At 70.9% G+C, this 23,821-nt stretch carries 23 protein-coding genes and 1 tRNA gene; 4 read left to right on the plus strand and 20 right to left on the minus strand.

Going from position 1 to position 23,821, the window contains the following annotated elements; genetic code table 11:
• Both VM938_15795 and VM938_15800 read right to left on the minus strand, forming a co-directional pair.
• Nucleotides 1-798: MFS transporter (locus VM938_15795; protein HVF76500.1), on the minus strand; the 798-nt coding region annotated here is incomplete at its 3' end.
• Between the two features lie 7 nt (nucleotides 799-805).
• Nucleotides 806-1,621 carry a thioesterase family protein gene (locus VM938_15800; protein ID HVF76501.1) on the minus strand — a complete coding sequence of 272 codons (816 nt, stop codon included), beginning with the start codon at nucleotides 1,619-1,621 and terminating at the stop codon, nucleotides 806-808.
• 54 nt (nucleotides 1,622-1,675) lie between these two features.
• Here VM938_15800 and VM938_15805 point away from each other — a divergent pair, with 54 nt between their 5' ends.
• Nucleotides 1,676-2,149 (plus strand): helix-turn-helix domain-containing protein, encoded by a 474-nt coding sequence (locus VM938_15805; protein HVF76502.1) that lies wholly within the window; start codon nucleotides 1,676-1,678, stop codon nucleotides 2,147-2,149.
• A 61-nt stretch (nucleotides 2,150-2,210) separates the two neighbouring features.
• Here VM938_15805 and VM938_15810 read toward each other — a convergent pair.
• The 8 genes from VM938_15810 to VM938_15845 form a co-directional block, all read right to left on the minus strand.
• Nucleotides 2,211-2,285, minus strand: a tRNA-Pro gene (locus VM938_15810).
• A gap of 42 nt (nucleotides 2,286-2,327) precedes the next feature.
• A complete protein-coding gene (locus VM938_15815) occupies nucleotides 2,328-5,240 on the minus strand; it encodes a trypsin-like peptidase domain-containing protein (GenBank protein HVF76503.1) in 2,913 nt (970 codons plus the stop codon).
• Between the two features lie 50 nt (nucleotides 5,241-5,290).
• Nucleotides 5,291-5,503, minus strand: coding sequence for a hypothetical protein (locus VM938_15820; GenBank protein ID HVF76504.1), 213 nt, complete (start codon nucleotides 5,501-5,503; stop codon nucleotides 5,291-5,293).
• Nucleotides 5,503-6,375: a hydroxymethylglutaryl-CoA lyase gene (locus VM938_15825; GenBank protein ID HVF76505.1), complete on the minus strand. Its 873-nt coding sequence runs from the start codon at nucleotides 6,373-6,375 to the stop codon at nucleotides 5,503-5,505. The genes VM938_15820 and VM938_15825 overlap by 1 nt, the downstream gene beginning before the upstream one ends.
• On the minus strand, nucleotides 6,375-7,895 hold the full coding sequence (locus tag VM938_15830; protein HVF76506.1) for an acyl-CoA carboxylase subunit beta: 1,521 nt from the start codon (nucleotides 7,893-7,895) through the stop codon (nucleotides 6,375-6,377). Before VM938_15830 ends, VM938_15825 begins: the two co-directional genes overlap by 1 nt.
• Nucleotide 7,896: 1 nt before the next feature.
• Nucleotides 7,897-8,985: a PP2C family protein-serine/threonine phosphatase gene (locus VM938_15835; protein HVF76507.1), complete on the minus strand. Its 1,089-nt coding sequence runs from the start codon at nucleotides 8,983-8,985 to the stop codon at nucleotides 7,897-7,899.
• 49 nt (nucleotides 8,986-9,034) lie between these two features.
• The gene (der, locus tag VM938_15840; protein HVF76508.1) at nucleotides 9,035-10,342 is read right to left on the minus strand and encodes a ribosome biogenesis GTPase Der; all 1,308 of its coding nucleotides are present in this window, start codon (nucleotides 10,340-10,342) and stop codon (nucleotides 9,035-9,037) included.
• Nucleotides 10,342-11,679 carry a DUF512 domain-containing protein gene (locus VM938_15845; protein HVF76509.1) on the minus strand — a complete coding sequence of 446 codons (1,338 nt, stop codon included), beginning with the start codon at nucleotides 11,677-11,679 and terminating at the stop codon, nucleotides 10,342-10,344. Before VM938_15845 ends, der begins: the two co-directional genes overlap by 1 nt.
• Before the next feature lie 41 nt (nucleotides 11,680-11,720).
• Here VM938_15845 and ispH point away from each other — a divergent pair, with 41 nt between their 5' ends.
• Nucleotides 11,721-12,761, plus strand: a complete 1,041-nt coding sequence (ispH, locus tag VM938_15850) for a 4-hydroxy-3-methylbut-2-enyl diphosphate reductase (protein ID HVF76510.1) — start codon at nucleotides 11,721-11,723, stop codon at nucleotides 12,759-12,761.
• Between the two features lie 4 nt (nucleotides 12,762-12,765).
• On the plus strand, nucleotides 12,766-13,314 hold the full coding sequence (locus VM938_15855) for an HD domain-containing protein (protein ID HVF76511.1): 549 nt from the start codon (nucleotides 12,766-12,768) through the stop codon (nucleotides 13,312-13,314).
• 7 nt (nucleotides 13,315-13,321) lie between these two features.
• Here the strand turns inward: VM938_15855 and VM938_15860 are convergent, their stop codons facing one another.
• The 10 genes from VM938_15860 to VM938_15905 form a co-directional block, all read right to left on the minus strand.
• Nucleotides 13,322-15,451 carry a serine hydrolase gene (locus VM938_15860; protein HVF76512.1) on the minus strand — a complete coding sequence of 710 codons (2,130 nt, stop codon included), beginning with the start codon at nucleotides 15,449-15,451 and terminating at the stop codon, nucleotides 13,322-13,324.
• A gap of 85 nt (nucleotides 15,452-15,536) precedes the next feature.
• Entirely contained in the window at nucleotides 15,537-16,643 is a 1,107-nt protein-coding gene (locus VM938_15865) for a serine hydrolase domain-containing protein (GenBank protein ID HVF76513.1), read from the minus strand.
• A gap of 124 nt (nucleotides 16,644-16,767) precedes the next feature.
• Entirely contained in the window at nucleotides 16,768-17,415 is a 648-nt protein-coding gene (locus VM938_15870) for a lysophospholipid acyltransferase family protein (GenBank protein HVF76514.1), read from the minus strand.
• The gene (gene cmk / locus VM938_15875) at nucleotides 17,412-18,041 is read right to left on the minus strand and encodes a (d)CMP kinase (protein HVF76515.1); all 630 of its coding nucleotides are present in this window, start codon (nucleotides 18,039-18,041) and stop codon (nucleotides 17,412-17,414) included. Before cmk ends, VM938_15870 begins: the two co-directional genes overlap by 4 nt.
• Nucleotides 18,038-19,219: a 3-phosphoshikimate 1-carboxyvinyltransferase gene (locus tag VM938_15880; protein ID HVF76516.1), complete on the minus strand. Its 1,182-nt coding sequence runs from the start codon at nucleotides 19,217-19,219 to the stop codon at nucleotides 18,038-18,040. The genes cmk and VM938_15880 overlap by 4 nt, the downstream gene beginning before the upstream one ends.
• Nucleotides 19,216-20,277, minus strand: a complete 1,062-nt coding sequence (locus VM938_15885) for a prephenate dehydrogenase (protein ID HVF76517.1) — start codon at nucleotides 20,275-20,277, stop codon at nucleotides 19,216-19,218. Before VM938_15885 ends, VM938_15880 begins: the two co-directional genes overlap by 4 nt.
• Nucleotides 20,261-20,629: a chorismate mutase gene (gene aroH / locus VM938_15890; GenBank protein ID HVF76518.1), complete on the minus strand. Its 369-nt coding sequence runs from the start codon at nucleotides 20,627-20,629 to the stop codon at nucleotides 20,261-20,263. The genes VM938_15885 and aroH overlap by 17 nt, the downstream gene beginning before the upstream one ends.
• Before the next feature lie 11 nt (nucleotides 20,630-20,640).
• Nucleotides 20,641-21,360, minus strand: a complete 720-nt coding sequence (locus VM938_15895; protein HVF76519.1) for a pseudouridine synthase — start codon at nucleotides 21,358-21,360, stop codon at nucleotides 20,641-20,643.
• Nucleotides 21,357-21,920, minus strand: a complete 564-nt coding sequence (gene scpB / locus VM938_15900) for an SMC-Scp complex subunit ScpB (GenBank protein HVF76520.1) — start codon at nucleotides 21,918-21,920, stop codon at nucleotides 21,357-21,359. Before scpB ends, VM938_15895 begins: the two co-directional genes overlap by 4 nt.
• Nucleotides 21,921-21,923: 3 nt before the next feature.
• Complete coding sequence (locus tag VM938_15905; GenBank protein ID HVF76521.1) at nucleotides 21,924-22,700, minus strand: ScpA family protein; 777 nt, start codon at nucleotides 22,698-22,700, stop codon at nucleotides 21,924-21,926.
• Nucleotides 22,701-22,772: 72 nt separating this feature from the next.
• Between VM938_15905 and trpS the strand changes: the two genes are divergently transcribed.
• On the plus strand, nucleotides 22,773-23,759 hold the full coding sequence (trpS, locus tag VM938_15910; GenBank protein ID HVF76522.1) for a tryptophan--tRNA ligase: 987 nt from the start codon (nucleotides 22,773-22,775) through the stop codon (nucleotides 23,757-23,759).
• Nucleotides 23,760-23,821: the final 62 nt, after the last annotated feature.

Consider the following 23,821-nt stretch of genomic DNA (forward strand, 5'->3'; position numbering starts at 1 on the left):
GTTCCCCCACGCGAAGTTGGGGATGCGGAACAGGTCGAGGTTCAGCGCCGGAGCTTCGCTTCGCCGCTGATGGCCGACGAAGAGAAGAAGCGTTGCGAGGCCGGCGCCGAGGAGCCACAGCGTGCGTGCGCCGAACCACCCGGCTTCATCGGAGCCGATGAGTCCGTAGGAGAGGAGCGCGGCAGCGCCGGCGACGAGCGCGACACCGAGGAACGATGGGATCTTCGTGTCCGGGTCGGACGACTCGTGGAGGTGCCGCGTGCCGGCGAGCACCGTGTACACGCCGACCGGAAGGTTGATGAAGAACGCCCAGCGCCAACCGAAGCCCTCGACTATGGCGGCACCGAGGGTGGGCCCGAGGGAACCGGCGACTGCGCCGGCGACGCCCCAGATCGCGACCGCTCGCGGGAGCTGGTCGTGCGCGAACGCGTTCATGACCAGCGCCAGTGACGACGGGATCAACGCAGCGGCGCCTGCGGCTTGGAGGATCCGGAACACGACGAGGACCTCGACGGTCGGAGCCAGCCCGCAGGTCATGGATGCCAACGTGAACACGGTCGAACCAGCCAGGAAGACGCGCCGATGACCGATCCGATCCGCCAGCTTCCCCGCCGGGATGAGAAGAGCGGCGAACACGATCGTGTACGCGTTCAGCACCCACGCCAGCTGCGACGGACCCGAGTCCGAGAACGAGGCGGTGATGTCAGGGAACGCGACGTAGAGGATCGTCGTGTCGAGGAACGTCGCGAGCGTGGCGAGTGACGCGATGGTCAGCGTGCGGCGGGAGTGGTCGAACACGGTGCGCTCAGCCCTGCGTCATGAGACGCGTCTGGAACGACTCGGCGACCAACGTGCCGTCACGCCGTGCAATCCGGCCGTGCTCGGTGGCGAGGCCCGCCGAGCTGGTCTCGATCTCGAACGCGCCGGTGAGCCAGTCACCGTCGTCCAGGCTCACTCGCGTCTGGTGGATGTGTGTCGTCAGGTCGATGCTCACACCGCCCGTTGGCGGCTCGATCCGCAGGAACGCAGGCGGCGGAAACCAGTCCGTCACCATCGCGAGCCAGGCGGCGTCAACCGTCCGGGGCTCCAGCGGCCGTACGTAGCCCTGGATCCTGGCCCGGTCGCTTCCCGAGAACGGCAGGCATCGCGGATCGAGAACGCCGTCGACCCGCTCGAAGTGGACCACGCGCCCACCCTCCATGCGCGTGCATTCCTCGGGATCAGGCAGGTCGATCGGCGAAGGTGTCTGCCACTCGACGCCCTCTCGGTCGACCATCAGGGTGAGGCGGGCCGTGAGCAGGAGCCTGCCGTCCTGGACGAGGTCGGCGACCATGGTCGAGAACGACCGCCCCTCGCGAACGGCGTGCACCGACAACGTCGCCGAGCCGACCTGTCCGGTGCGCAAGAAGCTCGTCGTTAACGTGCGAACCGAGCGGTCATCAACGAGCGCCTCCGCTCCCCTGACCGCGATGGCGCACATGTAGCCACCGTGCACCCCGACCAAGGAGGACCACCCGACGTCGAGCTCGACCGCGAACTCGCCGGGACGGCCATCGATCGGCACCACGGCAGTCGTGCGATCGAAGTCCGTCGGCTGCAGCGCCCCGTCGAGTTTCGTCACGCAACCCAGAATGGCAGGTTGAGTTGCGTGACGCAACTGACGTAGCATGGTGCTGTGCGCAAGGCCTCCTTCGCCGACATGAACTGCTCCATCGCCCAGACCCTCGAGGTCGTTGGCGAGTGGTGGACGCTGTTGATCCTGCGCGACTGCTTCCTCGGGGTCCGGCGCTTCGACGAGTTCGTCGAGCGCCTCGGCATCGCCCGCAACGTCCTCACCAGCCGGCTGGAGTCGCTCATCGATGCAGGGGTCCTCGAGCGACACCCCTATGACGAGGCACGCGGTCGCTACGACTACGCGCTCACCGACAAGGGTGAAGCGCTCTGGCCCGTCCTCACCGCCATGCGGCAGTGGGGCGACGAGTGGATCCTCGGCGCCGGGAACGAGCCGCTCCTCATCGAGCATCGCAGCTGCGGCCATGACACGACTGCGCGGCTGACATGCGACGCGTGCGGCGAGCACCTTGACGCTCGCTCAGTGCGCGCCAAGGCCGGGCCGGGCGCAGCATCGGAGCGAATCACCACCGGCTGACGCTCCGAATGTGAAATAGGCTCCTGACCTGGCAGTGCAGGTCAGGAGCCACGTTTCCCGGTCGGGCTGAGAGGATTCGAACCTCCGACCTCTTGACCCCCAGTCAAGCGCGCTAACCAAGCTGCGCCACAGCCCGTGAGGTCGCCACTCTAGCGGACCGCCGGAGTGGGCAAACCCCTTACGACAGCGCCAACGCCACCACCAGCACCACCACCAGCACGACCAGGAGCACGAGCAGCCAGAGGAGGCAACCGGTGCGCACCACCGGGTCCGGGGCCACGACCACCGGCGGCCGCCCCGGCTGGGTCACCACGATCCCTGGCGAGCCGCCTCCGCCCCGGTCCCACGTCACCACCTGCGTGTAGCTCCCGTCGCCGTGATCCACGACAGGCCCACTGGGCTCGCAGCCCGGGACCCCCGCCACGTCGAAGGCGTCAGGTCGGCCGGGGCCCAAGTGGTTGTCGTAGCGGTCTCGCGGTGTGAAGCGCACGTCGACCACATGCCTGCCGTCGGGCAGTCGGCCCCGGTCGTCGACCGACACCGTGGTGTGCCCGGGGTCGATGCCGACATCGACGTGCACCGACCAGAACGTCTCCCGCGTCCCCACGCAGTCGCCCCCGTAGGTGGCACGGGCATGGAACGTGTAGTCGCCCTCGACGGTGGTCAGCGCAGGCATCGGCAGGCCGAACAGCCCGTCAGGGTCCTCGGCCCCGTCGTCGTGCTCGCCGTCGTCGAACAGCATGTGCTCTTCCGTGACGCGCTGGTCGAGGTCGACGCCCGCTTCCTCCAACGACAACAACGTCGCTGTGCGGCCGCTCACCGGTTCGCCGTCGACGTCGTGGGCCGCCCGGCCCTCGGCGCCGACCAGTTCGTTGCCCGCTCCCCTGGCGGGCCGCGACACGGTGAGGGCCATGGCCGCCTCCAGCCGGGCGCCGTCGCCTCGCAACAGCCGAATGCGTGGGTTGAACGGGTCACCGGTGTACAGCGGCCGCTCCAACGGCTCAGGCCGCAGCCACGGCCCCCCGTCGGCCACCACGGCAATGAAGTACCGCTCTGCCGGGAAGCGGGCGGCACCCTGCTGGTCGTCGACGGCCACCCGACGCACCTCGTCGCCCCCGCCGAGGTCGGCTCGCGACACGAAGGCCTGCCACACGCCGTCACCGTCGGCGCCCACCGGCAGGGGCACCCGGAGGAAGTGCCACGTGTCGCCGCCCGACGATTCGACGCCCGCCGTCGAGGCGTCGACAGTGGCGCCCGACGGCGAGCGCAGCGACACGTTCAGCGCGGCACCTGGGCGCTCGTAGCCGACCACGACCGTGATGGTGGTCTCGCCGCACACGGCGACGTCGATCGGCGCCGAGCGCACGCTCCCGGCGGCGAGCACCCGGTCGGGGTCGGTGGAGATCCCTGCCTCGAAGATGTTGCCGAAGGCGAGCACGAAGTACTTCTTCAACTCCAGGCCTGACCCGGCCCGGGTGTAGAGGCCGCGGTGGCGGCGCGCCAGGTCGGACAGGCGCGGGCCGTCGAGCGCAGCGGGCGTGCCGAAGCCCACCACGTTGAGGATGGTGCTGCCCAGTTCGGGCTCCACGGCCGAGATCATCGGCGGCGTGTTCTCCAGCCCGTCGGTCATGAGCAGGATCGCCGCCGTGTTGGTGGTGGGGCCGGGTGTGGGCAATTGCTGCTGGGCCGTACGCAGCCCCCCGCCGATCGTCGTCATGCCACCGGGCGCGATGGCGCCCACCACGCCGCCGGAGTGACCGGGCGGGGGCCCGATGAGTGTGCCCTCGCGTGCAGGCGTGTGGGCGGCCAAGCCTGCGTCCAACGAGGGGGTGGTGCTGAAGCTGACGACCCCGGCGCGATGCCCGGCATTGGTGCGGAGGAGGTCGAGGAACAGCGCGGCGGCGCGGCGGGCCTCTTCGATCTTGGTGAGCCCTGCGGTGGCCCCGCTCGTCATGCTCATGCTTCCCGAGCGGTCGAGGACGACCATGACGTCAACCGGGCGCGTGGGCGGCGGTTCGGTGAGGAAGTCCTGGACGATGGCCGCCGACGCCTGGCCCTGATTGGAACACGCCCCTGGTGCCCAGTCGTTGACGGCGACGACGCGGCCCATCATGTCGATCACCGGCGACCCCGAGCTGCCGTTGTCGGAGTCGCACGCGTAGGTGATGACGGTGGGGGTCGCCTGCAGCACCTGGCACGTGGGATCGGTGGGCTTGCGCGACACCTTCTTCACCACGCCACGCGGGTGGTGCACGACAAAGAGCTCCTCCCCCACGGTCGGCAGGCCGGCGCGCATCGGCAACGGCGGCGGGAACCCGCCGACCGGTGTGTCGATCTGCAGCACCGAGTAGTCGAGCGGATCACGGGTGTCGCCCGGTGCGCGGGCGAAGCCGGTGCGCACGACCCGACGCATCTTGAAGAACTTCGGCGAATAGCCGGGCGGACGGGCCCCGGCGCAGTCGGTCTGGAAGTCGAGGGTAAACGACCCGGTGCGCGCTTCGGCATCGGTCGACACGCAGTGGCCCGCGGTGAGGATGAGGTCACTGTCGATCAACGCCGCGCTGCAACTCGACAGGTGGTCGCCGTGCGGGACGACGAGCATGCCGACGCTGCGCGCCACGTCGCGCATGAGGCCGGGCGGGAGGCAGTCGACGTTCTCCCACGAAGGGTTCGCCCCGTTGGGGCAGACCCCCAGGGCGTTGAAGTAGCTCGGCTCAGCGTACGGCGATGTCAGGAGGAACAGGTCGGCGTTGCTGTTCGTCGAGCCCCCACCGGCGAGGCCCTCCCCCCGGCCGTACTGGGTGAGGGTGGCCTGGCCCCCGCCGCCGTTGGGCACGAAGCGCACGACCACGCTGTTTCCGCCGACCGGCCTGCTCCAGAAGTCGGGGCCGTCAGCGGCCGTGAAGACGTCTGTGGCATAGCCGAGGTCGACCTCGATGCGCGCTCCGCCCGACAGCGTGGAGCCGGTGAAGTGGAGCATGAGGAACAACGTGCCGCCCGAAGCCGACGGCGGGCTGAACGTTGTCGTTGCTGCTCCAGGACCGAGCACGAGGCCAGGTGTGGTGAGCAGCGAACCCAGGCGATGTGACATGTACTTCCCCCCTTGCTTCGCCCCGCGGCGCGAACCCTACAGGGCCACGCTCAGAAGCGCGCCGTGAGCCATTCGACGCCCTGCCAGGCCCGGAAAACCAGGTAGAGCACGAGGGCCACGAGCAGCAGCTTGAAGTGCCACGGCACGGCAGGCACGTCTTCGACGGCAGCGTCCGCGATCACGCCGCCGCACGTGGGGCACTCGCCGCCCTCCCCCATCGACGGCGGCGTCCAGTACCGGCTGCAGCTCTCGCACCAGGGCATCAGCCCGCCCGACGCGAACGCGGCCCGGCGGCGGCTACCCGGCTGGGCACGGGGTGGCCCACCAGCGCGGCCACTTCCTGGCTCACCGCCAACAACGCCTCCAGGTCGATGCCAGTCGGCACGCCGAGGTCGTCGAGCAGGTGCACCAGGTCCTCGGTGGCCAGGTTGCCCGCCGCACCGGCGGCGAAGGGCGAGCCGCCCAGCCCGCCGACTGACGTGTCGAACCGGGTCACGCCCGCCTCCAGCGCGGCGAAGGCGTTGACCAACGCGGTCCCCCGCGTCTCGTGCAGGTGCAAGCCCGCGTCGACCCCGACGACATCGAGCAACTCTCGCACCCGGCGCGGCGTGGCCATGCCGGTGGTGTCGGCGTACGACAGCGAGGTGGCGCCCGCATCTGCCAACCGCAGGGCCAACGCGCCGACAGCGGACGGCAGGATGTCGCCTTCGTACGGCGACCCGAAGGCGCACGACACCACGGCGTCGACGGGCAGCGAGCCCACCGCCGCGCAGATCGACCGCACCGCCTCGACCGACTCGTCGATCGTCATGCGCACGTTCTTCTCGTTGTAGGCAGCCGACGCCGACACGGTGACGGTCAGCCCGTCGACCCCCGCCTCGACAGCCATCTCCGCGCCCCGCAGGTTGGGCACGAGGGCCAGGTACTCCACGCCGGGCTCCCGTCGCAGCGCCGCCATCACCTCGGCCGCGCCCGCCATCGACGGCACCGCCTTGGGCGACACGAACGACACCGCCTCGATGCACCGCACGCCGGCGGCGACGAGCCGCTCGATCAACCGCACCCGTGCTTCCACCGGCACCGGTTCTTCGGCCTGCAACCCGTCGCGCGGGCCGACCTCGCGGACGACGACCATCAGACCGGGGGCACGCCGTGGCGCCGTTCGCTGAACTGGCGGTCCTTGTTGGCGGCCAAGGCGAACCGGCGCACCACTTCGGCTCGCAGATCCTCGGGCTGCACCACGGCGTCGATGACCAGGTCGGCGGCAAGCCGCAGCAGGTCGACGTCGGCCTCGTACTCGTCACGCAGGCGGGCCACGTAGGCCTCGCGTTCGTCGGGGTCGTCGATCGCCGCGATCTTGTTGGCGTACACCGCGTTGACGGCGGCGTCGGGGCCCATGACGGCGATCTTGGCCGACGGCAAGGCGACCACTGCATCGGAACCGAAGGCAGGCCCGGCCATGGCGTAGAGCCCGGCCCCGTAGGCCTTGCGCAGGATGACCGACACCTTGGGCACCGTGGCCTCTGACACGGCGGTGATCATCTTGGCCCCGTGGCGGATGATGCCCTCGCGCTCAACCTGCGTGCCGATCATGAACCCGGGCACGTCGGCCAGGAACAGCAACGGCACGTTGAAGGCATCGCACTGCCAGATGAAGCGGGCCGCCTTGTCGGACGTGTCGGTGAACAGCACCCCGCCCTTTACCGCCGGGTTGTTGGCCACGATCCCGACGGGGTTGCCCTCGAGGTGGGCGAAGCCGACCACCAACTCGGGGGCGAAGAGGGGCTTCACCTCGAAGAACGAACCTTCGTCGACCAGGCAGTCGACCACCCGGTGGATGTCGTAGCCCTCGGTGTCGGCAGCCGGGATCATCGACGCGCTCAGCGCGCTCGCCGGCTTGCCCGGTTGCACCGGCGGCGGGGGCTCGCGCCACGAGCCCGGCAGGTACGAGAAGTACCAACGGGCCAGCTCCAGGGCCTCGGCGTCGGACGAAGCCAGGTTGTCGCCGCAGCCGCTCACGCTGGCGTGCATGCGGGCGCCGCCCATGTCCTCGAGCGTCGTCACCTCGCCGATGACCATCTCGGCCATGCGGGGCGAGCCCAGGTACATCGAGGCGTTGCCCTCGACCATGAACACCACGTCGCAGAAGGCGGGGATGTAGGCGCCGCCCGCCGCGGACGGCCCGAACAGGCAGCAGATCTGGGGCACCTTCCCTGACAACCGCACCTGGTTGTAGAAGATGCGCCCTGCGCCCCGCCGGCCCGGGAACAGCTCGACCTGGTCGGTGATGCGGGCGCCCGCCGAGTCGACCAGCCAGAAGACGGGCAGCTCGTGGTCGAGGGCGTATTCGGTCAGCCGAACGATCTTCTCGACGGTGCGCGCCCCCCACGACCCGGCCTTGACCGTGGGGTCGTTGGCCATGACGCACACGGGGCGGCCGTCGACCGTGCCCCGTCCCGTCACCACGCCGTCGGCGGGCAGGTCGGTGGCCCTGGCGTTGGCCAGCAGGCCGTCCTCCACGAACGAGCCGTCGTCGAGCAACAACGCCAGCCGGTCGCGCACGAAGAGCTTGCCCTGGCGGGCCAGCTTGTCGGCCTCCCGGGCCCGGTTCCCCTGCAGCGCCCGCCCCGTGGCGGCAGCGATGTCCTCGCTCACGTCAGGTCCGCCGGATGGCGAGGATGGCGACGTCGTCGCTCAAGGGCTCGCTGGCGAAGTCGCGGGCGGCCTCCAGCAGGTTCTTGCACAGCAGCGTCACGTCCTGCCCCGGGTCACGGCGCAGGATGCTACCGATGCGTTCCTCGCCGAAGAGGTGCTCGCCGTCGCGAGCCTCGGCCAATCCGTCGGTGTACATGAGCAACAGGTCGCCCGGCTCCAGCGGCACCTCACGGCTGGTGTAGCTGCCCTTGGGGTCGAGCGTCAGCAGCGGCCCGGTGGCCCGCAGCGCCCGCACCTCGCCGTCGTGCCACAGCCATGCCGCCGGGTGCCCGGCCGAGGCGAAGCGCAAGGTGTTGGCCGCTTGGTCGAAGACCACCGCGCACAACGACACCAGTTCTTCTGGCCGGCCGGTGGACGACAGCACCAGGTTGAGCTCCTCGATGGCCTGGGCCGGGTCGCGGTAGCGACGGAGGAAGACCCGCAGCAGGTACTTGACCTGGAAGGCGGTGATCGACGGCTCGATGCCGTGGCCGGCCACGTCGCCGATGACCGCCGCGATGCGCGACGGGGCCGTCTGGTAGAAGTCGAAGAAGTCGCCCGCCATGGCGCCGGTGCCCGGCTCGTACACCCGGCCCAGCTCGAAGCCCTCCACCACCGGCAGGTCGGTGGGGGCCAGGCGGGCGGCCCACGCCAGCGGCGCCGACTGCTCCTGGCGCAGCACCTCGCCGGCCCGCCGCTCGGCGGTGGCCAACGCCTCGGCCAGCGGCGCCTCGGCGAAGAACGACCGGGCCGAGCGCAACGACACGAAGACGGGCACGAGCAGCACGGCCAGCGGCAGGTCGAACACGTACTGCTCCGAGACCGACGACACGGCGATGCCCGCGGCGAGGATGGCGTAGAGGATCGTGGTGTGCAGGCTCTTGCGGAACGCCGATCGCACCAGGCGCGCCGCTTCCAACCCGCTGCCGGTCTCGCCGACATCGCCGAGGATGCGCTTCGACGCCCGGTCGAGCCGGACAGCCGAACGTCCCCAGACGTATGCGGCAGACAAGCACCCGAGCGCCACCACCAGGAGGACCAGGGCATGCATGCTCACCCGACGCTAGCCCCCCGCCCGCGTCGCACGTCGTTGGAGGGCATCAGCCCGCCCGCTTGCGGACCCGGAACTTCAGCGGCGTCGGCCCGAACTCGAAGTGCTCGCGGATCTTGCGTTCGATGTAGCGCAGGTAGGGCGCGGGCAACGTGTGATTGGAGAACAGGGTGAACGTGGGCGGATCGGTGGCGCCCTGGGTCGCATAGAGGATGCGAGCGCCGGGCGAGGCGTGCGCCGCCTGGGCCGCCTGCACCACCCGGTTGAGTTCCCCCGTCGGCACCCGGCGGTGGTAGGCGTCAATGGCCTGCTGCAAGGCGGGCAGCAGCTTGTGCACGCCCATGCCCGTCTTGGCGCTGATCTTCATCACCGGGGCGTAGCCGAGGAAGGCCAAGCGGTCGGCGATCATCTCGGTCACCGCCGCCTTGCCCTCGGCGTCGAGCGTCTCCCACTTGTTGAGCACGACGACCACGGGGTTGCCCGCGGCGTCGATGCGCTCGGCCAGCCGCTGGTCCTGATGGGTCACGCCTTCGGTGGCGTCGATGACCAACAGGGCGGCGTCGGCCCGGTCGATGGCCTGCAAGGCCCGCACCAACGAGTAGTACTCGGCCCCTTCGTCGATGCGCGACTTGCGGCGCATGCCCGCGGTGTCGACGAAGCGGATGGGACCGTCCTCGGTCTCCACCACCGTGTCGATGGTGTCGCGGGTGGTGCCCGGCATGTCGTGCACGATCGAGCGCTCGTCGCCGATGAGGCGGTTGAACAACGTCGACTTGCCCACGTTGGGCCGACCCACGATGGCCACCGCGGGCGTGCCGTCCGCCTCGTCCTCGGTGGGCTCGGCGAGGGGCGCCTCGTCTTCGGCGGGCAGCTGCTTGACCACCTCGTCGAGCAGGTCGCCGGTGCCCCGGCCGTGCAGGGCGCTGATGGGCCACGGGTCGCCGAGGCCCAGTCGGGTGAAGGCCCAGGCGTCGGCCTCCCGGTTGTGGTGGTCGACCTTGTTCGCCACCAGCAGCACCGGTCGACCGGTGCGACGCAACAACGCCGCCACCCGGTCGTCCTCGTCGGTGATGCCGACGGCGGCGTCGACCACAAACAGCAACAGGTCGGCTTCCTTGATGGCCCGCTCGGCCTGCTCGCTCACCTGGCGGTCGAGGGGGCGGTCGGTGTCGAGCCAGCCGCCGGTGTCGACCAGGTCGAACTCCACGCCGTTCCACTCGGCCTCGACCTTCTTGCGGTCGCGGGTGACGCCGGGCTGCTCCTGCACGATGGCTTCGCGGCGGCCGAGAATGCGGTTGACCAAGCTCGACTTGCCGACGTTGGGGCGGCCGACAACGGCGACCACGGGGCGCGCCATCAGGCGGCCAGCGCCCGGCGCAGGGACGCTCCGTCGGTGGGCACGACCTCGACGGCCTGGGGCAGGTCGTCGACGGTCATGCCGTCGAGGAACCGCCCTTGCGACAAGCACACGTCGGGCAGCAGGTAACGGTGCCCGGTCGGCTGGTCGGCCAACGTGCGGGCCACATCCGCGCCCACCATCAAGCCGGTGACGCCGATGTTGCCGCCGAAGAACTCGTTGCGGACCACGACGATGCGCACATCGGGCAGCAGCGGCCGCAACACGCGGGCGCCGTACTCCCCCGTGAGCACGGCGACGGGCGCGCCCGCCCGGGGGAGCAACGTGACCGTGCCCGCCGCCCGCGTCGCCCGGTAGCCCTCGGCGGGGGCGCCGTCGACGGCGGCGAAGAAGCCCGACTGCGGGCGGATGCCGTCGGCGTCGCCGTGCAATGCCAGTTCGAAGGCTCGGGCCATGCCGATGCCGTCCTCGTGCATGGGAAACCCTTCGTATGCCTCAGGTGCGGGGAACGGCCGTTCCGCCAGCAGGTAGTACTCGTCGGCCGCGAACACCAGCCGCCGCCCCAGCGCGGTGAGGAAGGCAGGCTGCCACTCCTCCACGCAGTCGAGCACGGCGGCGGCCTCGGCTTGGGTGTGGGGGCGCATCGACGGCTCGTTGGAGTACCGGCTCACGCCGAGGGGCACCACCGCCACCGACGCCAACTCGGGGTACACGTCGAGCACGCCGGCCATGGTGTCGTGCAGCACGCCGCCGTCGTTGATGCCGGGGCACACGACGACCTGCCCGTGCACCTCGATGCCGTGGTCGAGCAGCAGCCGCAGCCATCGCAGGCTCGTGGCCCCTCGCCGGTTGCGCAGCATGTCGGCCCGCACCGCCGGGTCGGTCGAGTGGATGCTGACGTAAAGCGGGCTGAGGTGCTCGGTCACCACCCGTTCCAGGTCGGCCTCGGTGAAGCGGGTGAGGGTGGTGAAGTTCCCGTACAGGAACGACAACCGGTAGTCGTCGTCCTTGAGGTACAGGCTGCGCCGCATGCCCTTGGGCAGTTGGTAGATGAAGCAGAACTCGCAGTGGTTGTCGCACGTGCGCACCCGGTCGAACAGGGCCGACTCGATCTCGGCGCCCAGCGGCGCGCCCGCGTCCTTCTCGATCGTCAACGTGACGTCCAAGCCGCCGCGCGAAACGTCGAGCTCGACCTCGGGCTCGTCGGTCAGGAAGCGGTATTCGATGACATCACGGGGGGACTGGCCGTTCACGGCGACGATCTCGTCACCCGGCTGGAGCCCCGCCCGGGCGGCCGGCGACGCAGGGTCGACGGCTACCACTCGGGGCAGCGACATGCCCGCCAGGATACCGGCCGGGCACCGATAGCCTCTAGGGCGTGCCTGTCGAACGTGTCTATTTGGCTGCTCCCCGTGGTTTCTGCGCGGGCGTGGAGATGGCCATCAAGGCGCTGGCGTGGATGGTGCGGGTCTTCGACCCGCCCGTGTACTGCTACCACGAGATCGTGCACAACCGGGTGGTCGTCGACCGCTTCCGCGAGCTCGGCGTGGTGTTCGTCGACGACGTGGGCGAGGTGCCCGCGGGCGCACCCCTCATGCTCAGCGCCCACGGTTCTGCCCCGTCGGTGGTGGCGGCCGCCCGGGCCAACGGCGGCGTGGTGGTCGACGCCGTGTGCCCGTTGGTCACCAAGGTGCACCACGAGGTGAAGGTGCGCGCAGGCAAGGGCTACACCGTCGTGTACGTGGGCCACGAGGGCCACGACGAGGCGGTGGGCACCATGGCGGTGGCACCCGACGCCGTGCGCCTGGTGGAGTCGGCGGCCGACGTCGACGCCCTCGACCTGGGCGCCGAGACCCCGGTCGCCTTCCTGGCCCAGACCACGTTGAGCCAGGAGGAGTGGGCGGGCGTGCGCGACCAGGCCAAGGAGCGCTTCCCGTCGATGTGGATGCCGGGGCGCAGCGACCTGTGCTTCGCCACCACCAACCGCCAAGCCGCCTTGAAGGAGATCGCCGACAAGTCCGACGCGGTGATCGTCATCGGCTCGTCGAACTCGTCGAACACGGTGGCCTTGGAGAAGGTGGCCCGCGCCACCGGCTGCCCCCGCGTCTACCGGGTGAACGACGCCAACGAGCTGCCGACCGACCTCAGCGGGGTCGTCGGCGTCACCGCAGGTGCGTCGGCCCCCGAGGAACTGGTCAACGCCGTGCTCGACCGCCTCGCTCCCCGCAACGGGGTGGAGGTCGTCACCGTCACCACCGAGGAGGAGTACTTCCCTCCCCCGCGCGAGCTGCGCGACCTGCTGCGGGCGTTGTCGACGGTGGCCACGTTCTCGTTGTTCGGCCCGGTCGACGACACCGTGCTGGCCGACGACCGAGCCGTGGCGGCCAGCGACGTACTGGCCTCGCTCGTGGGATCATGAAGCCATGACGATCGCCCAGTTCACCCGCATGGACGAGTCCACCCAGGAGCAGTGGGACGAGATCGCCGCCGCCCACGCCGTCAACCAGCCGCGGGTGGCCGAGCGGGTGTTGATGCTGCTGCGCTCCCTCGGCGAGGTGGTCGACGGCTTCGGCACCGACCAACTCACCCACTGCCTGCAGACGGCCACGCGAGCCGAGCGCGACGGGGCCGACGAGGAAGTGGTCGTCGCCTCGTTGTGCCACGACATCGGCAAGGCCATCTCGGTGGCCAACCACGGGCCCATCGCCGCGGAGATCCTCAAGCCCTACGTGCGCCCCGAGGTGTACGACATGATCCGGGTGCACCAGGACTTCCAGGGCAAGCACTACTACGCCTACCTCGGCCTCGACCCCAACGCCCGCGACAAGCACGAAGGCCAGCCGTATTACGAGCTCACCGCTCGCTTCGCCGACGAGTGGGACCAGTTGGCCTTCGATCCCGCCTACGACAGCGAGCCGCTGGAGCACTTCGAAGACGCCGTGCGCCGGGTCTTCTCCAAGCCCCGGTACTGAACCGGCGTCAGCGCCGGAAGGCGTTGCGCAGGGCTTCGCCCAAAGCGGCCACTTGGTCGTGCGTCTGCAACGATGCCGGCTCCAGGTGGACAGCCACGGTCATCCCGTTGGGGTAGTGGTAGAGCCCGCCGTGCCCGACGTGCTGGCCGATGGCCGTGTAGCGCTTCGCGCCCGCGGCATCGGTGGTGCACGGGCACATGGGCCACGTCCCCAAGCCCAGGTTGGTGTGGTCGACGGTCGACAGCGCCGTCACCCATCGCGGAGGCAGCACCCGCCCGGGCGTGAACAACAGGTTGCCCCACCGGGAGAGGTCCCCCACCGTCGACATCACGCCGCCTGACGAAAAGCCCGCCCATCCGGGGCGCCCCGGCGCATCGAGGCCGGTGTCGCGCAACCGGGCCTCGGCCACCAGGTCGGTGAGCAGGTCGGGGTAGGAGTGGCCGGAGACGTACTCCACCAGCAGGCCGAGATACAGGTAGTTGACGTTGGCGTAGGTGACGTCGGTGCCCGGTGGGTTGGCCAGCCGGGTGCGCAGGGCCAAGGCCACCGCGGCCTGTGGCGTGAGGGGGCGGTCGCCCCGGTAGCCGCGGGCGTGCACGTAGTCGACCAGCCCCGAGGTGTGCTGGAGGAGGTGCCGAGGCGTGATGGGCGCCTTGCCCGGCGGCGAGCCGACGCCCGGGAGCATTGGCACAGGCGCGTCGAGGCCCAGCCGTCCGGCCTCGATCTCGCGCATGACCAAGGCCATGGTGAACGTCTTGGTAAGGCTGGCCACCGCGTAGCGGCTCTCGTCGTGCGTCACTGCGGCAGCGCGGTGGGACTCGCCCGTCCAGGTCTTGCCGTCGACCGTGACCCCGACGGCCACCGAGGTGACCTCGGACTGCGCCTTCGTCCACTCGTCGAGCGCCCGCTGCAACGCCTTGGCGGGCATTCGCCCGCCCAGCAGTCGCACCGGCTTGGAGGGCTCCAGCCGCCCGCCGCTGAACGCGCTGTTCGACAGCGCCGCCCGGTACGACGGCGGAGGCACGGCGGACGGCGACGCCGCGGCGGCATCGACCGTGGGCACCACCAAGGCGGGCACGGCGACTGACAGCACCACGGCGGCGGCCGTCACCACGGCAGCCAGGCGGATCGTGGGGAGGCGCAACCGGCGGTGCGCCCGCGTCTCTTCCATCCAGCCCACGCCGATGGCGGCCACCGCAGCGATGACGAGGGTGAGGCCCGCCAGTGCGAAGGGCCGGGCCTGTTGGTTGTCGCCCAGGGCGGCGTAGGCGACGACGATGGCGGCCGGGTGCCACAGGTAGATCGTGACGGCCCGGCGGCACACCAAGCGGGTGAAGCGGGCCACCGAGCGCAGCTCGGCCACCCGCCGCAGGGGGCGTTCGAACACGCCCGCGATCCCGATCCAGGCCAGCCCGGTCAACGCGATGGCCGGGTACGACGCGTTGATGCCACCGGGCGGCAGCCCCACCGTGGTGGCGTACCAAACCGCCCCGCCGCCGGCGGCGACGGCCAGCACGAACGACCCGCCCGGCGACGGCGTGCGATGCGCGCTGCGGCTGCGGAAGGCCATGCCGAGCACCACGAACAGGCCGTAGGTCACCAGGTCACCGACCACCACACGGGAGTCGCCGTCGCCCAGGAAGGGCAACTCGAATATCGAGGCGACCTCCATCTGGGCGATGGCCAGCACGAACAGCGGTACCGCCACCAGCAGCCGCCGCGAGAAGGCGGCCAGCAGTGGGCTGAGCAGGAGCACCCAGAGGTAGGCCCGCAGGTACCACAGGTGGTTGGCCAGCCAGCCGCCGTGCCAGGGCGAGTCGGCCGGGTCGACGAACGGGAAGATCCACGTGAGCGCCCGCCACCAGTCACCCGACGAGCCCGGGAAGCCGACTTCGCCCGCGTGCACCAACGTCGCCCCCAGCACGGCGGCGCCGTAGGCCCACAGGGGCACCAGGATGCGACGGCCCCGACGAGCGAGCAGGCCGCTGTACGACCGCACCCGGCCCAGGTCGTCGACCAGCAGCGTCCCAGCCACGAAGAACATCAGCGGCATGGCGGCGAACGCCGTCATCCAGGTGGCGGCGAACATGTGCCAGAGCACGACGCGGGCGAGCGCGATGGTGCGGAGGAGGTCCAAGGCCGGGTCTCGGCGTGCGGAGGTCAGGGGCGCGGACGTCATGTGGCTGCCGGTGTTCGGTAGCGCCCCCCAAAGCGCCGTGCGTCTACAGGGTACCGACGGCAGCGCGCAGGACGCCGGCCAGGTCGCGGGCGGCGGCGACGGCGTCACCGGTGCCCGAGATGCGGACGACCACCACGAGGCGTTCGTCCGGGTAGTACACCAGGCCGCCGTGGGCCACGAACTGCGACAGCCCGTTGCCCGCCACCGGCCACAGCCCCAGCGACACCCCGAGCGGGCCGACCGTGGTCAGGGCGTCGAGTTGGTCGGCAGGCAGCACCCCGCCGGGGGTGAACAAGGCTGCGCCCCAGCGGGCCATGTCGCCGATGGTGGAGCGGATGCCGCCCGAGGCGTAGCCGATCCAGCCCGGTCGTCCGGCGGGGTCGAGCACGGTGTCGGCCAGCCCCACCTCGGCAGCGAGGGCGGCCACCAGTTCGCCGTACGACGAGCCCGTCACGTGCTCGAGCACCAGGCCCAGCCAGTGGAAGTTGGTGTTGGAGTAGGCGGCTTTGGTGCCCGGGGGCGAGAGCAACGGGGTGCGCAGGGCGGACGAGACGATCTGCTGCGGCGTGATCGGCGCGTTCGGGTCGTAGCCGATGGCGTTGGGGTAGTTGACCAGGCCCGACGAATGCTGCAGCAGCATGCGAGGGGTGATCACCACGTCGGCAGGCGGGGTGGCCACGCCTGCCACGTTGGGCACGGGGGCGTCGAGGTCGATGCGCCCGGCGGCCACCTCCCGCAGCACCAAGGCCTCGGTGAACGTCTTGGTCACCGACAACACGCCATGCTGCTCGCCCAGGTCGAGGGCGGCGTGGCCAGGGGCGGTCGAGACGCCGCCCCACCACGGTGCCCCGGGCTCGGCCAAGGCGACGCCCACGGCCACCGAACGCAGGCCCGTACGGGTTGCCGTCCAGGCATCGAGGGCGGCTTGCAGGCGATCGACGTCGACGGTGGTGCGAGGAGCGGCGACGGCAGGGGCGGTGGCGGTGGCCTGGTGCGGCGCGCTGGTCGCCCCCTTCGTTGCCCGTCGGGCCGCGACCGGCGTCGGCGCCGAGTCGGCCGCAGGTACGGCGAGTCCGCTGGAGCCCGGCAGGCGGGTGTCGACGGGCGCGGGCGCGGCAACCGCCGCCACGACGGCCGTCGTCAGCAGCACAGCCGCAGCCCAACGGGCCGCTGTCCCTCCCCGGTTCACCCCATCAGGATGCCGGCTCGGACCGCACTTTCCGTCGCTCCAGCCGCGAAAGCAGGACTTTTCACCATGAGCGCCTGCTCGGGGGTCACGCGTTGCGGGCCTGCGCGGTGTCGAACAGTTCCTGCAGGCGGCTGCTCAACTCCTCCGTCACTGCGTGCACGGCGCTGCGGGGCGCCCGTCCCGACGGGCCGGGGGCGGGCGGGTCGAGGGGCGCGCCCACCACGACACGGACCTTGACCGGGTAGACCAGCTTGGAGCCCTTGGGCATGGCCGCTTCCGAGCCCGCGATGCCGACCGGGATGATGGGCACGCCGGTGCGCGAGGCCACGAACGCGGCGCCTTCGAAGAGGGGCTGGATGAGCGGGCCCGACTGGCGGGTGCCTTCCGGGAAGATCACCAAGGGTTCGCCGGCTTGCACGACCTCGACGCACTGGCGCAGGGCGTCGCGGTCGGCGCTCCCCCGGTTGACGGGGAAGGCGCCCAGCGCGCTGAACAGGCGGCCTGCGGGCTTGACCTTCCACAGGCTCGCCTTGCCCATGTAGCGCAGGCGGCGCGTGGTGACGCCTGCCACCACCAGCGTGTCGATGTTGGAGCGGTGCACCGGGGCGAGGATGTAGGCGCCGGTGGCCGGGATGTTCTCCACGCCGTCGATGCGCATGCGCCAGAACAGGCGGCAGAAGGCGACGACGGTGTTGCGCACGATGCTGTAGAGCACTCGTTCCCAGGTCTTCATAGGTGCGAGAGCACCTCCTCCACGATGTCGTCGATGGTGCGGTTCGAGGTGTCGATGACGACGGCGCCGTCGGCTGTGGTGAGCGGTGATGCGGCCCGGGTGGAGTCGAGGCGGTCACGCCGGGCGATGTCGGCAGCCACCGTGTCGGCCTCGTGCAGGCGGCCGATCTCGGCGGCCCGGCGGCGGGCCCGCTCTTCGTCGCTGGCCGTCAGGTACACCTTGAGCTCGGCCTGCGGGAACACCACCGTACCGATGTCGCGCCCCTCGACCACTCCCCCGCCGTGGGCGTCGGCCCACTCCTGCTGGCGGCGCACCAACTCCTTGCGCACCTCGGGGTTGGCGGCCACCGCGCTGACGGCCTTGGTGACCTCGGGGCTGCGGATGGCGTCGGTGGCGTCGACGCCGTCGACAGTGACGCGCTCGCCCACGTCGATGGTGAGCTTCTCGGCCAGACGGGCCACAGCGTCGAGGTCGGCGGGGTCGATGCGCTGTTGGAGCACGACGAAGGCGACCGAGCGGTACATGGCGCCGGTGTCGAGGTAGTCGAGGTGCAGGCGCCGGGCCACGGCACGGGCGACGGTGGACTTGCCGGACCCTGCGGGCCCGTCGATGGCGATGACCTTCACTGGCGCAAGCTTTCCAGTACGTCGAAGTAGTCGGGGAACGTCTTGGCCACGCAGCCGGGGTCGTCGAGCTCGATGCCGACTTTGAGCCCGATGAGGGCGAAGCTCATGGCCATCCGGTGGTCGCCGTAGGTCTGCACTGTGGCGGGCTTGGGATTGCCGCCGACGATGGTGAAGCCGTCGTCGTTCTCTGTGGCTTCGATCCCGCACCGCTGCAGTTCGGTCACCACCGCTTTGATGCGGTCGGTCTCGTGGTGACGGACGAAGCCGATGCCGGTGACTGTGGTGGTGCCTTCCGCGAAGGCGGCGACGGCGGCGAGGGTCTGGGCCACGTCGGGCCGGTCGCGCAGGTCGAAGGAGTTGCCTTCCGGAGTGCTGGTGCCGCGCACCTCGATGCCTTGTTCGTCGGCGGTGACGGTGGCGTTCATGGCTTCGAGGTCGTGCACGAAATCCACATCCCCTTGCCGCGACTGCTCGGTCAGGCCCTCGACCCGAACCCGGCCGCCGTCGAACAGGGCACCGGCCGCATAGAAATAGGAGGCGGCGGTGGCATCAGGCTCGACGGCGAACGTAGGCCCGAATGTGTCGCGCACGTGCTCGGTCATGCGGATGTAGGGGGCAGAGACCACCGGCCCCGACGGCCGCACGTCGAACCCGGCCAGGAGCAGCCCCGACACGAATTGGCTCGACACGTCGGCGGCCACCTCGACGGGCTGGTCGGGCACGCGTCCGATGCCCTTCACGGTGATCGGCAGGTGGCCCGGTTCACCTTCCTCGCGCACCTCCACGCCGAGCGACCGCAGGGCCTCGATGAGCGGGCCCATGGGCCGGCGCCGCAGTTGCTCGTCGCCGTCGAGTCGGTAGGTGCCGCGCCCGGTGGCCAGCACGGGTGCCAGGAAACGGGCGGCGGTGCCCGCTTGGTTCACGTGGAGGTCGGCGGTGTCGGGGAGGCGGCCGCCGGTGCCGTCGACGGTGACGGTGGTGCCGTCCCACTGCACGCGGGCGCCCAATGCCTCGATGGCTGTGGCCATGGCCTGGGTGTCGTCGGAGACGAGGGCGCCGGTGATCACGCTGCGGCCCTCGGCCAGCAGGGCGCAGACGAGCGCTCGGTTGGTGTACGACTTCGATCCGGGCACCCGCACGGTCTTGTCGGGCGGCTTGGTGAGCGGCTCGATCCTCATGCCAGCGGACGGGTGGACGGGCGGAAGCCGCGGGCGTAGAGGCCGCCCCGCAAGAGGTCGGCGGAGTCGGCGTCGACCACCAACACCAGCACGCCGCGTTCGCCTTCGGCCGAGTGGGCGATCTCCAGGTCGACGATGTTGACGTTGAGCTCGCCCGCCAAGGTGGTGACCTCGGCCAGCACGCCGGGGCGGTCGGGCACCGGCACCCGCATCTCCACCAGCCCCTCCGGGCGGGCGGCCCGGGCAGGCAGGTTGGTGCGGGCGGCGCGGGCCGTCTCCAGCATGCGCAGCAGGGCGGGGCGGTCGGCGTCGGCCACCACTTGGCGCACGTCCGACAAAGCAGCGACCAAGCGGTCGAGCACGTCGACGATGGCCTCGCGGTTCTCGGCGCAGATGTCGGGCCAGATGCCAGGGTGGCCTGCGGCGATGCGGGTCATGTCGCGGAACCCGCCCGCGGCCAGGCGCAGCAAGGCGGCGTGTTCCTCGGCGCCCGCGGCGGCCAGGCACATGAGCGACGCGGCAGTGAGGTGGGGCACGTGCGACACGACCGCTACCAGTTCGTCGTGGCGTTCGGGGGGCAGCGCCACCACGTCGGCGCCCAGTGACGACACCACCGACTGGAGCCGGGCGTAGGCCTCGGGGTCGGTTGTCTCCGTGGGCGTGAGCACCCACGTGGCGCCTTCGAACAGCTCGGCGTCGGCGCCCTCGACGCCCTCCTGCTCGGAGCCCGCCATGGGGTGCCCGCCCACATAGCGGGGGTGGGTGACGGCGGCGGCCAGCGGCGCCTTCACGCTGCCCACGTCGGTCACGACTGCGCCCGAATCGAGTGACGCCGCCACTTCGTCGGCGATGGCCGAAACAGGCACGGCGACGAAGACGACCTCGGCCTCGGGGTCGTCGCCCACGGCGTCGAGGGCGCCCAGTTCCAAGGCGCGGGCCGCACGCGCCGGGTCGCGGTCGCGGCCGGTGACGTGCCAGCCGCGGGCTCGCAGGGCCATGCCGATCGACCCGCCGATGAGCCCGGTGCCGACGACGACGGCCCTATTCGGGGAGGTCATCTCGCAGCCCCCGTGCCCCCTCCAGGTACACGTGGTGCAACTCGTTGCGCGCCCGTTCGGTGGTCAGGTGCATGAGCACCCGGATGCACCGGGGCGTGCCGCCCACCACGTCGAGCTCCCGGGCGCACAGCAACGGCACGTCGCCCAGCCCGATGGCGCGGGCCGCGGCGGCCGGGAAGGCGGCGTGGATGTCGTCGGTGGCCGTGAAGACGACGCTGATCAAGTCGTCCTTGTCGACGGCGTTGCGGTCGAGCATGGCGTCGACCAGCGCTTGCACGCGTTCGTTGATCTGCTCGACGGTGTCGTCGTCGACCGTGGTCGCGCCGCGTAACGCTCGGACTGCCGGGGGCACGGGCCGAGACTCTAGTGGTCGCCTCCGAGCGCCCGGACCTCCTCAAGGGTCAGCGCACGCCACTCGCCGGGCTTGAGCCGGCGGTCTGTGAGCGGCCCGATGCGGATGCGCACGAGGCGGGTCACCGGGTGGCCGACCGCCTCGCACATGCGGCGGACCTGGCGGTTGCGGCCCTCGTGGATGGTGATGCGCAGGACGTTGGTGTCGCCCAAGGCGACCTTGGCGGGCGCCGTCATGCCGTCTTCGAGTTCGACGCCTTCGCGCAGGCGCCGCACCTCGGCGGGCGTCGGGTGGCCTTCGACCTCGGCCACGTACTCCTTTTCCACGCCGAAGCTCGGATGGGTGAGCCGGTGGGTGAGCTCGCCGTCGTTGGTCAGCAGCAACAGCCCCTCGGTGTCGGCGTCGAGGCGGCCCACGGGGAACACGCGGGGCTCGTCGGGCACCAGTTCGACCACGGTGGGGCGGCCGTGCGTGTCGGCTGCGGTGGTGACGACCCCGCGGGGCTTGTTCAGCACGTAGTAGACGAGGCCCGGCTTGATGCCCACGGGGTGCCCGTCGACCTCCACCCGGTCGGTGTCGAGGTCGACCCGCCTGCCGAGCACGGCCACCTCGCCGTTGACGGTGACCCGCTCCTCGGCGATGAGGTCCTCGCACACCCGCCGGCTGCCGAACCCAACTCGGGCCAGGACCTTCTGCAGCCGCTCCCCCTCCCCGTCGGCGAGGGGCGTCACGCGTCCGGGCGCAGGCCTTGTTCCAGCGCCTCGACCACCTCGGCGCCGGGGACGAACTCGCCCAGCGGGGGCAGGTCGTCGAGCGAGTCGAGGCCCAGCTTCTCCAGGAACAGCCGGCTGGTGCCGTACAGCACCGCTTGGCCAGGGCCGGGGTCGCGGGCCACCTCTTCCACGTAGCCCCGCTGCTGCAAGGTGCGCATGACGCCGTCGACGTTCACGCCTCGGATGGCCGACACCTGCGCCCGCGACACCGGCTGCTTGTAGGCCACGATGGCCAGCGTCTCCAGGGCGGCGGCCGAGAGGCGGGCGGTCTGGCCTTCGAGCACGAACCGCTCCACGTAGGCGGCCATGTCGGGGTGGCTCTGGAAGCGGTAGCCGCCCGCCACCCGCACCAGGACGAAGCCCCGATTGTCGGACTCGTAGGCGGCAGCCAGCGCGGCGCACATCTCGTCGACCCGCGCCGGGGTGACTTCGAGGAGCTGGGCCAACAGGCCCGGTTCGATGGGCTCCTCGGCCACCATCAAGATGGCCTCGATGGCCCGAAGCTCTTCCTGCAGCATCAACTAGCCCGCGTACTCCTCGACGGCCAGCGACTCCAGCGTGACCGCGGCGTCGCCCAGCCAGGTGACGGTGAGGTCGCCGAAGCTCTCGGTCTGGTCGAGGTCGACCAGGCCCTCCTTGTAGAGCTCGAGCACCGCGAGGAAGCGCACGATCACGGCCAGGCGCTCGGCCAGGTCCTGCGTCAGGTGGCGGAAGGTGATGACGCCCACGCGGGGCAGCTCGTCGACCAGTTCCTCCACCGCGTCGCGCACGCTGGCCCGGATGGGGGCCACGTGGTCAAGGTCGACCCGGGGCTGGGGCTTGGGCACCATGGCCCGCAGGAAGGCGGCCTTGAGGTCGTCGGGGGTGACGCCCGCCAGCACGTCGGGCACCAGGCTGAGGAAGCGCTCCTCCATGCCTGCCCGACGGGGGTGCGAGCGCTCGGCGGTGCCCGCCAGCGACTGCAGCGCCTCGGCGGCGTCCTTGAAGGTCTTGCACTCCAGCAGCCGGGCCAGGAGGAGGTCTCGCTCCTCCCAGAGGGCGAACTCCTCGTCGAGGTCGATGTCGTCGCGGCCGGGGAGCAGGCGTCGGGTCTTGAGCTCGATGAGGGTGGCGGCGATGAGGAGGAACTCCGTGGCCACGTCGAGGTCGAGGTGCTCCATGGCTGTCAGGTGGGCCAGGTAGGCGTCGACGATGGTGCTGATGGAGATGTCGTAGAGCTCGACCTGCTCCCGGGTGATCAGGTGGAGCAGCAGGTCAAAGGGCCCCTCGAACACAGGGGTCTGCACCTCGTACGACATCGACCCGAGGGTACTGGCGGCGGCGCAAAGAGTCGCGCATCCCCCGGTCCCCGTCCGGCAGAATGCCGGGTCGTGACCAGAGTGCTGTCCGGCATCCAGCCCACGGGCGATATCCACCTCGGGAACTACCTGGGGGCGGTGCGCCAGTGGGTGGCCGACCAGCACGAGCACGACGCCTTCTTCTGCATCGTCGACCTGCACGCGCTGACGGTGCCGCGGGAGCCCGCCGTGCTGCGGGCCAAGACGCTGGAGCTGGCCACGTTGCTGCTGGCCGCCGGGCTCGATCCCGACGTCTGCACTTTGTTCGCCCAGAGCCACGTGCCCGAGCACACCGAGTTGAGCTGGCTGCTGGAGTGCACGGCGTCGATGGGCGAGTTGCGACGCATGACCCAGTTCAAGGACAAGTCGGCCAAGGGCGGCGAGGGCGACGCCCGGGTGGGCCTATTCACCTATCCGGTCCTGCAGGCGGCCGACATCCTCGTCTACCAGGCCGACCGGGTGCCCGTGGGCGAGGACCAGCGCCAGCACCTGGAGCTGTGCCGCGACCTGGCCCATCGGTTCAACACCCGCTACGGCCCCACCTTCGTGGTGCCCGAGGCCGCCATCCCCCGGGTGGGCGGCAAGATCATGGACCTCCAGGAGCCGACCAAGAAGATGTCGAAGTCGGCCGACTCGCCGCAGGGCACCGTGCTCGTGCTCGACAGCCCGGCCGACATCGAACGCAAGATCAAGCGAGCGGTGACCGACGCGGACTCCGAGGTGCGCTACGACCCCGAGGCCAAGCCCGGCGTGTCGAACCTGCTGGAGCTGCTGGCCTTGTCGACCGGACGCTCCCCTGCGGAGATGGCCGAGGGCTACACCCAGTACGGCCCGCTCAAGGCCGACGCCGCCGCTGCCGTGGTCGAGTTCCTGCGCCCCGTCCAGGAGCGCTTCGCCGAGCTGTCGTCGGACCCGGCGACGGTGGCCGCCGCCCTCGACAAGGGCGCCACCAAGGCCCAGGCGGTGGCGGCCGAGACGGTGGCCCGAGCCAAGGACGCCGTCGGCCTCCTCCCCCGCTGACCCCCGCCGCCCCCGAAGGTGCGTAGGAATCGCGCCGTTTTACGGCGCGATTCCTACGCAAC

It is taken from the genome of Acidimicrobiales bacterium (assembly GCA_035536915.1).
Lineage (GTDB): Bacteria > Actinomycetota > Acidimicrobiia > Acidimicrobiales > JAHWLA01 > JAHWLA01.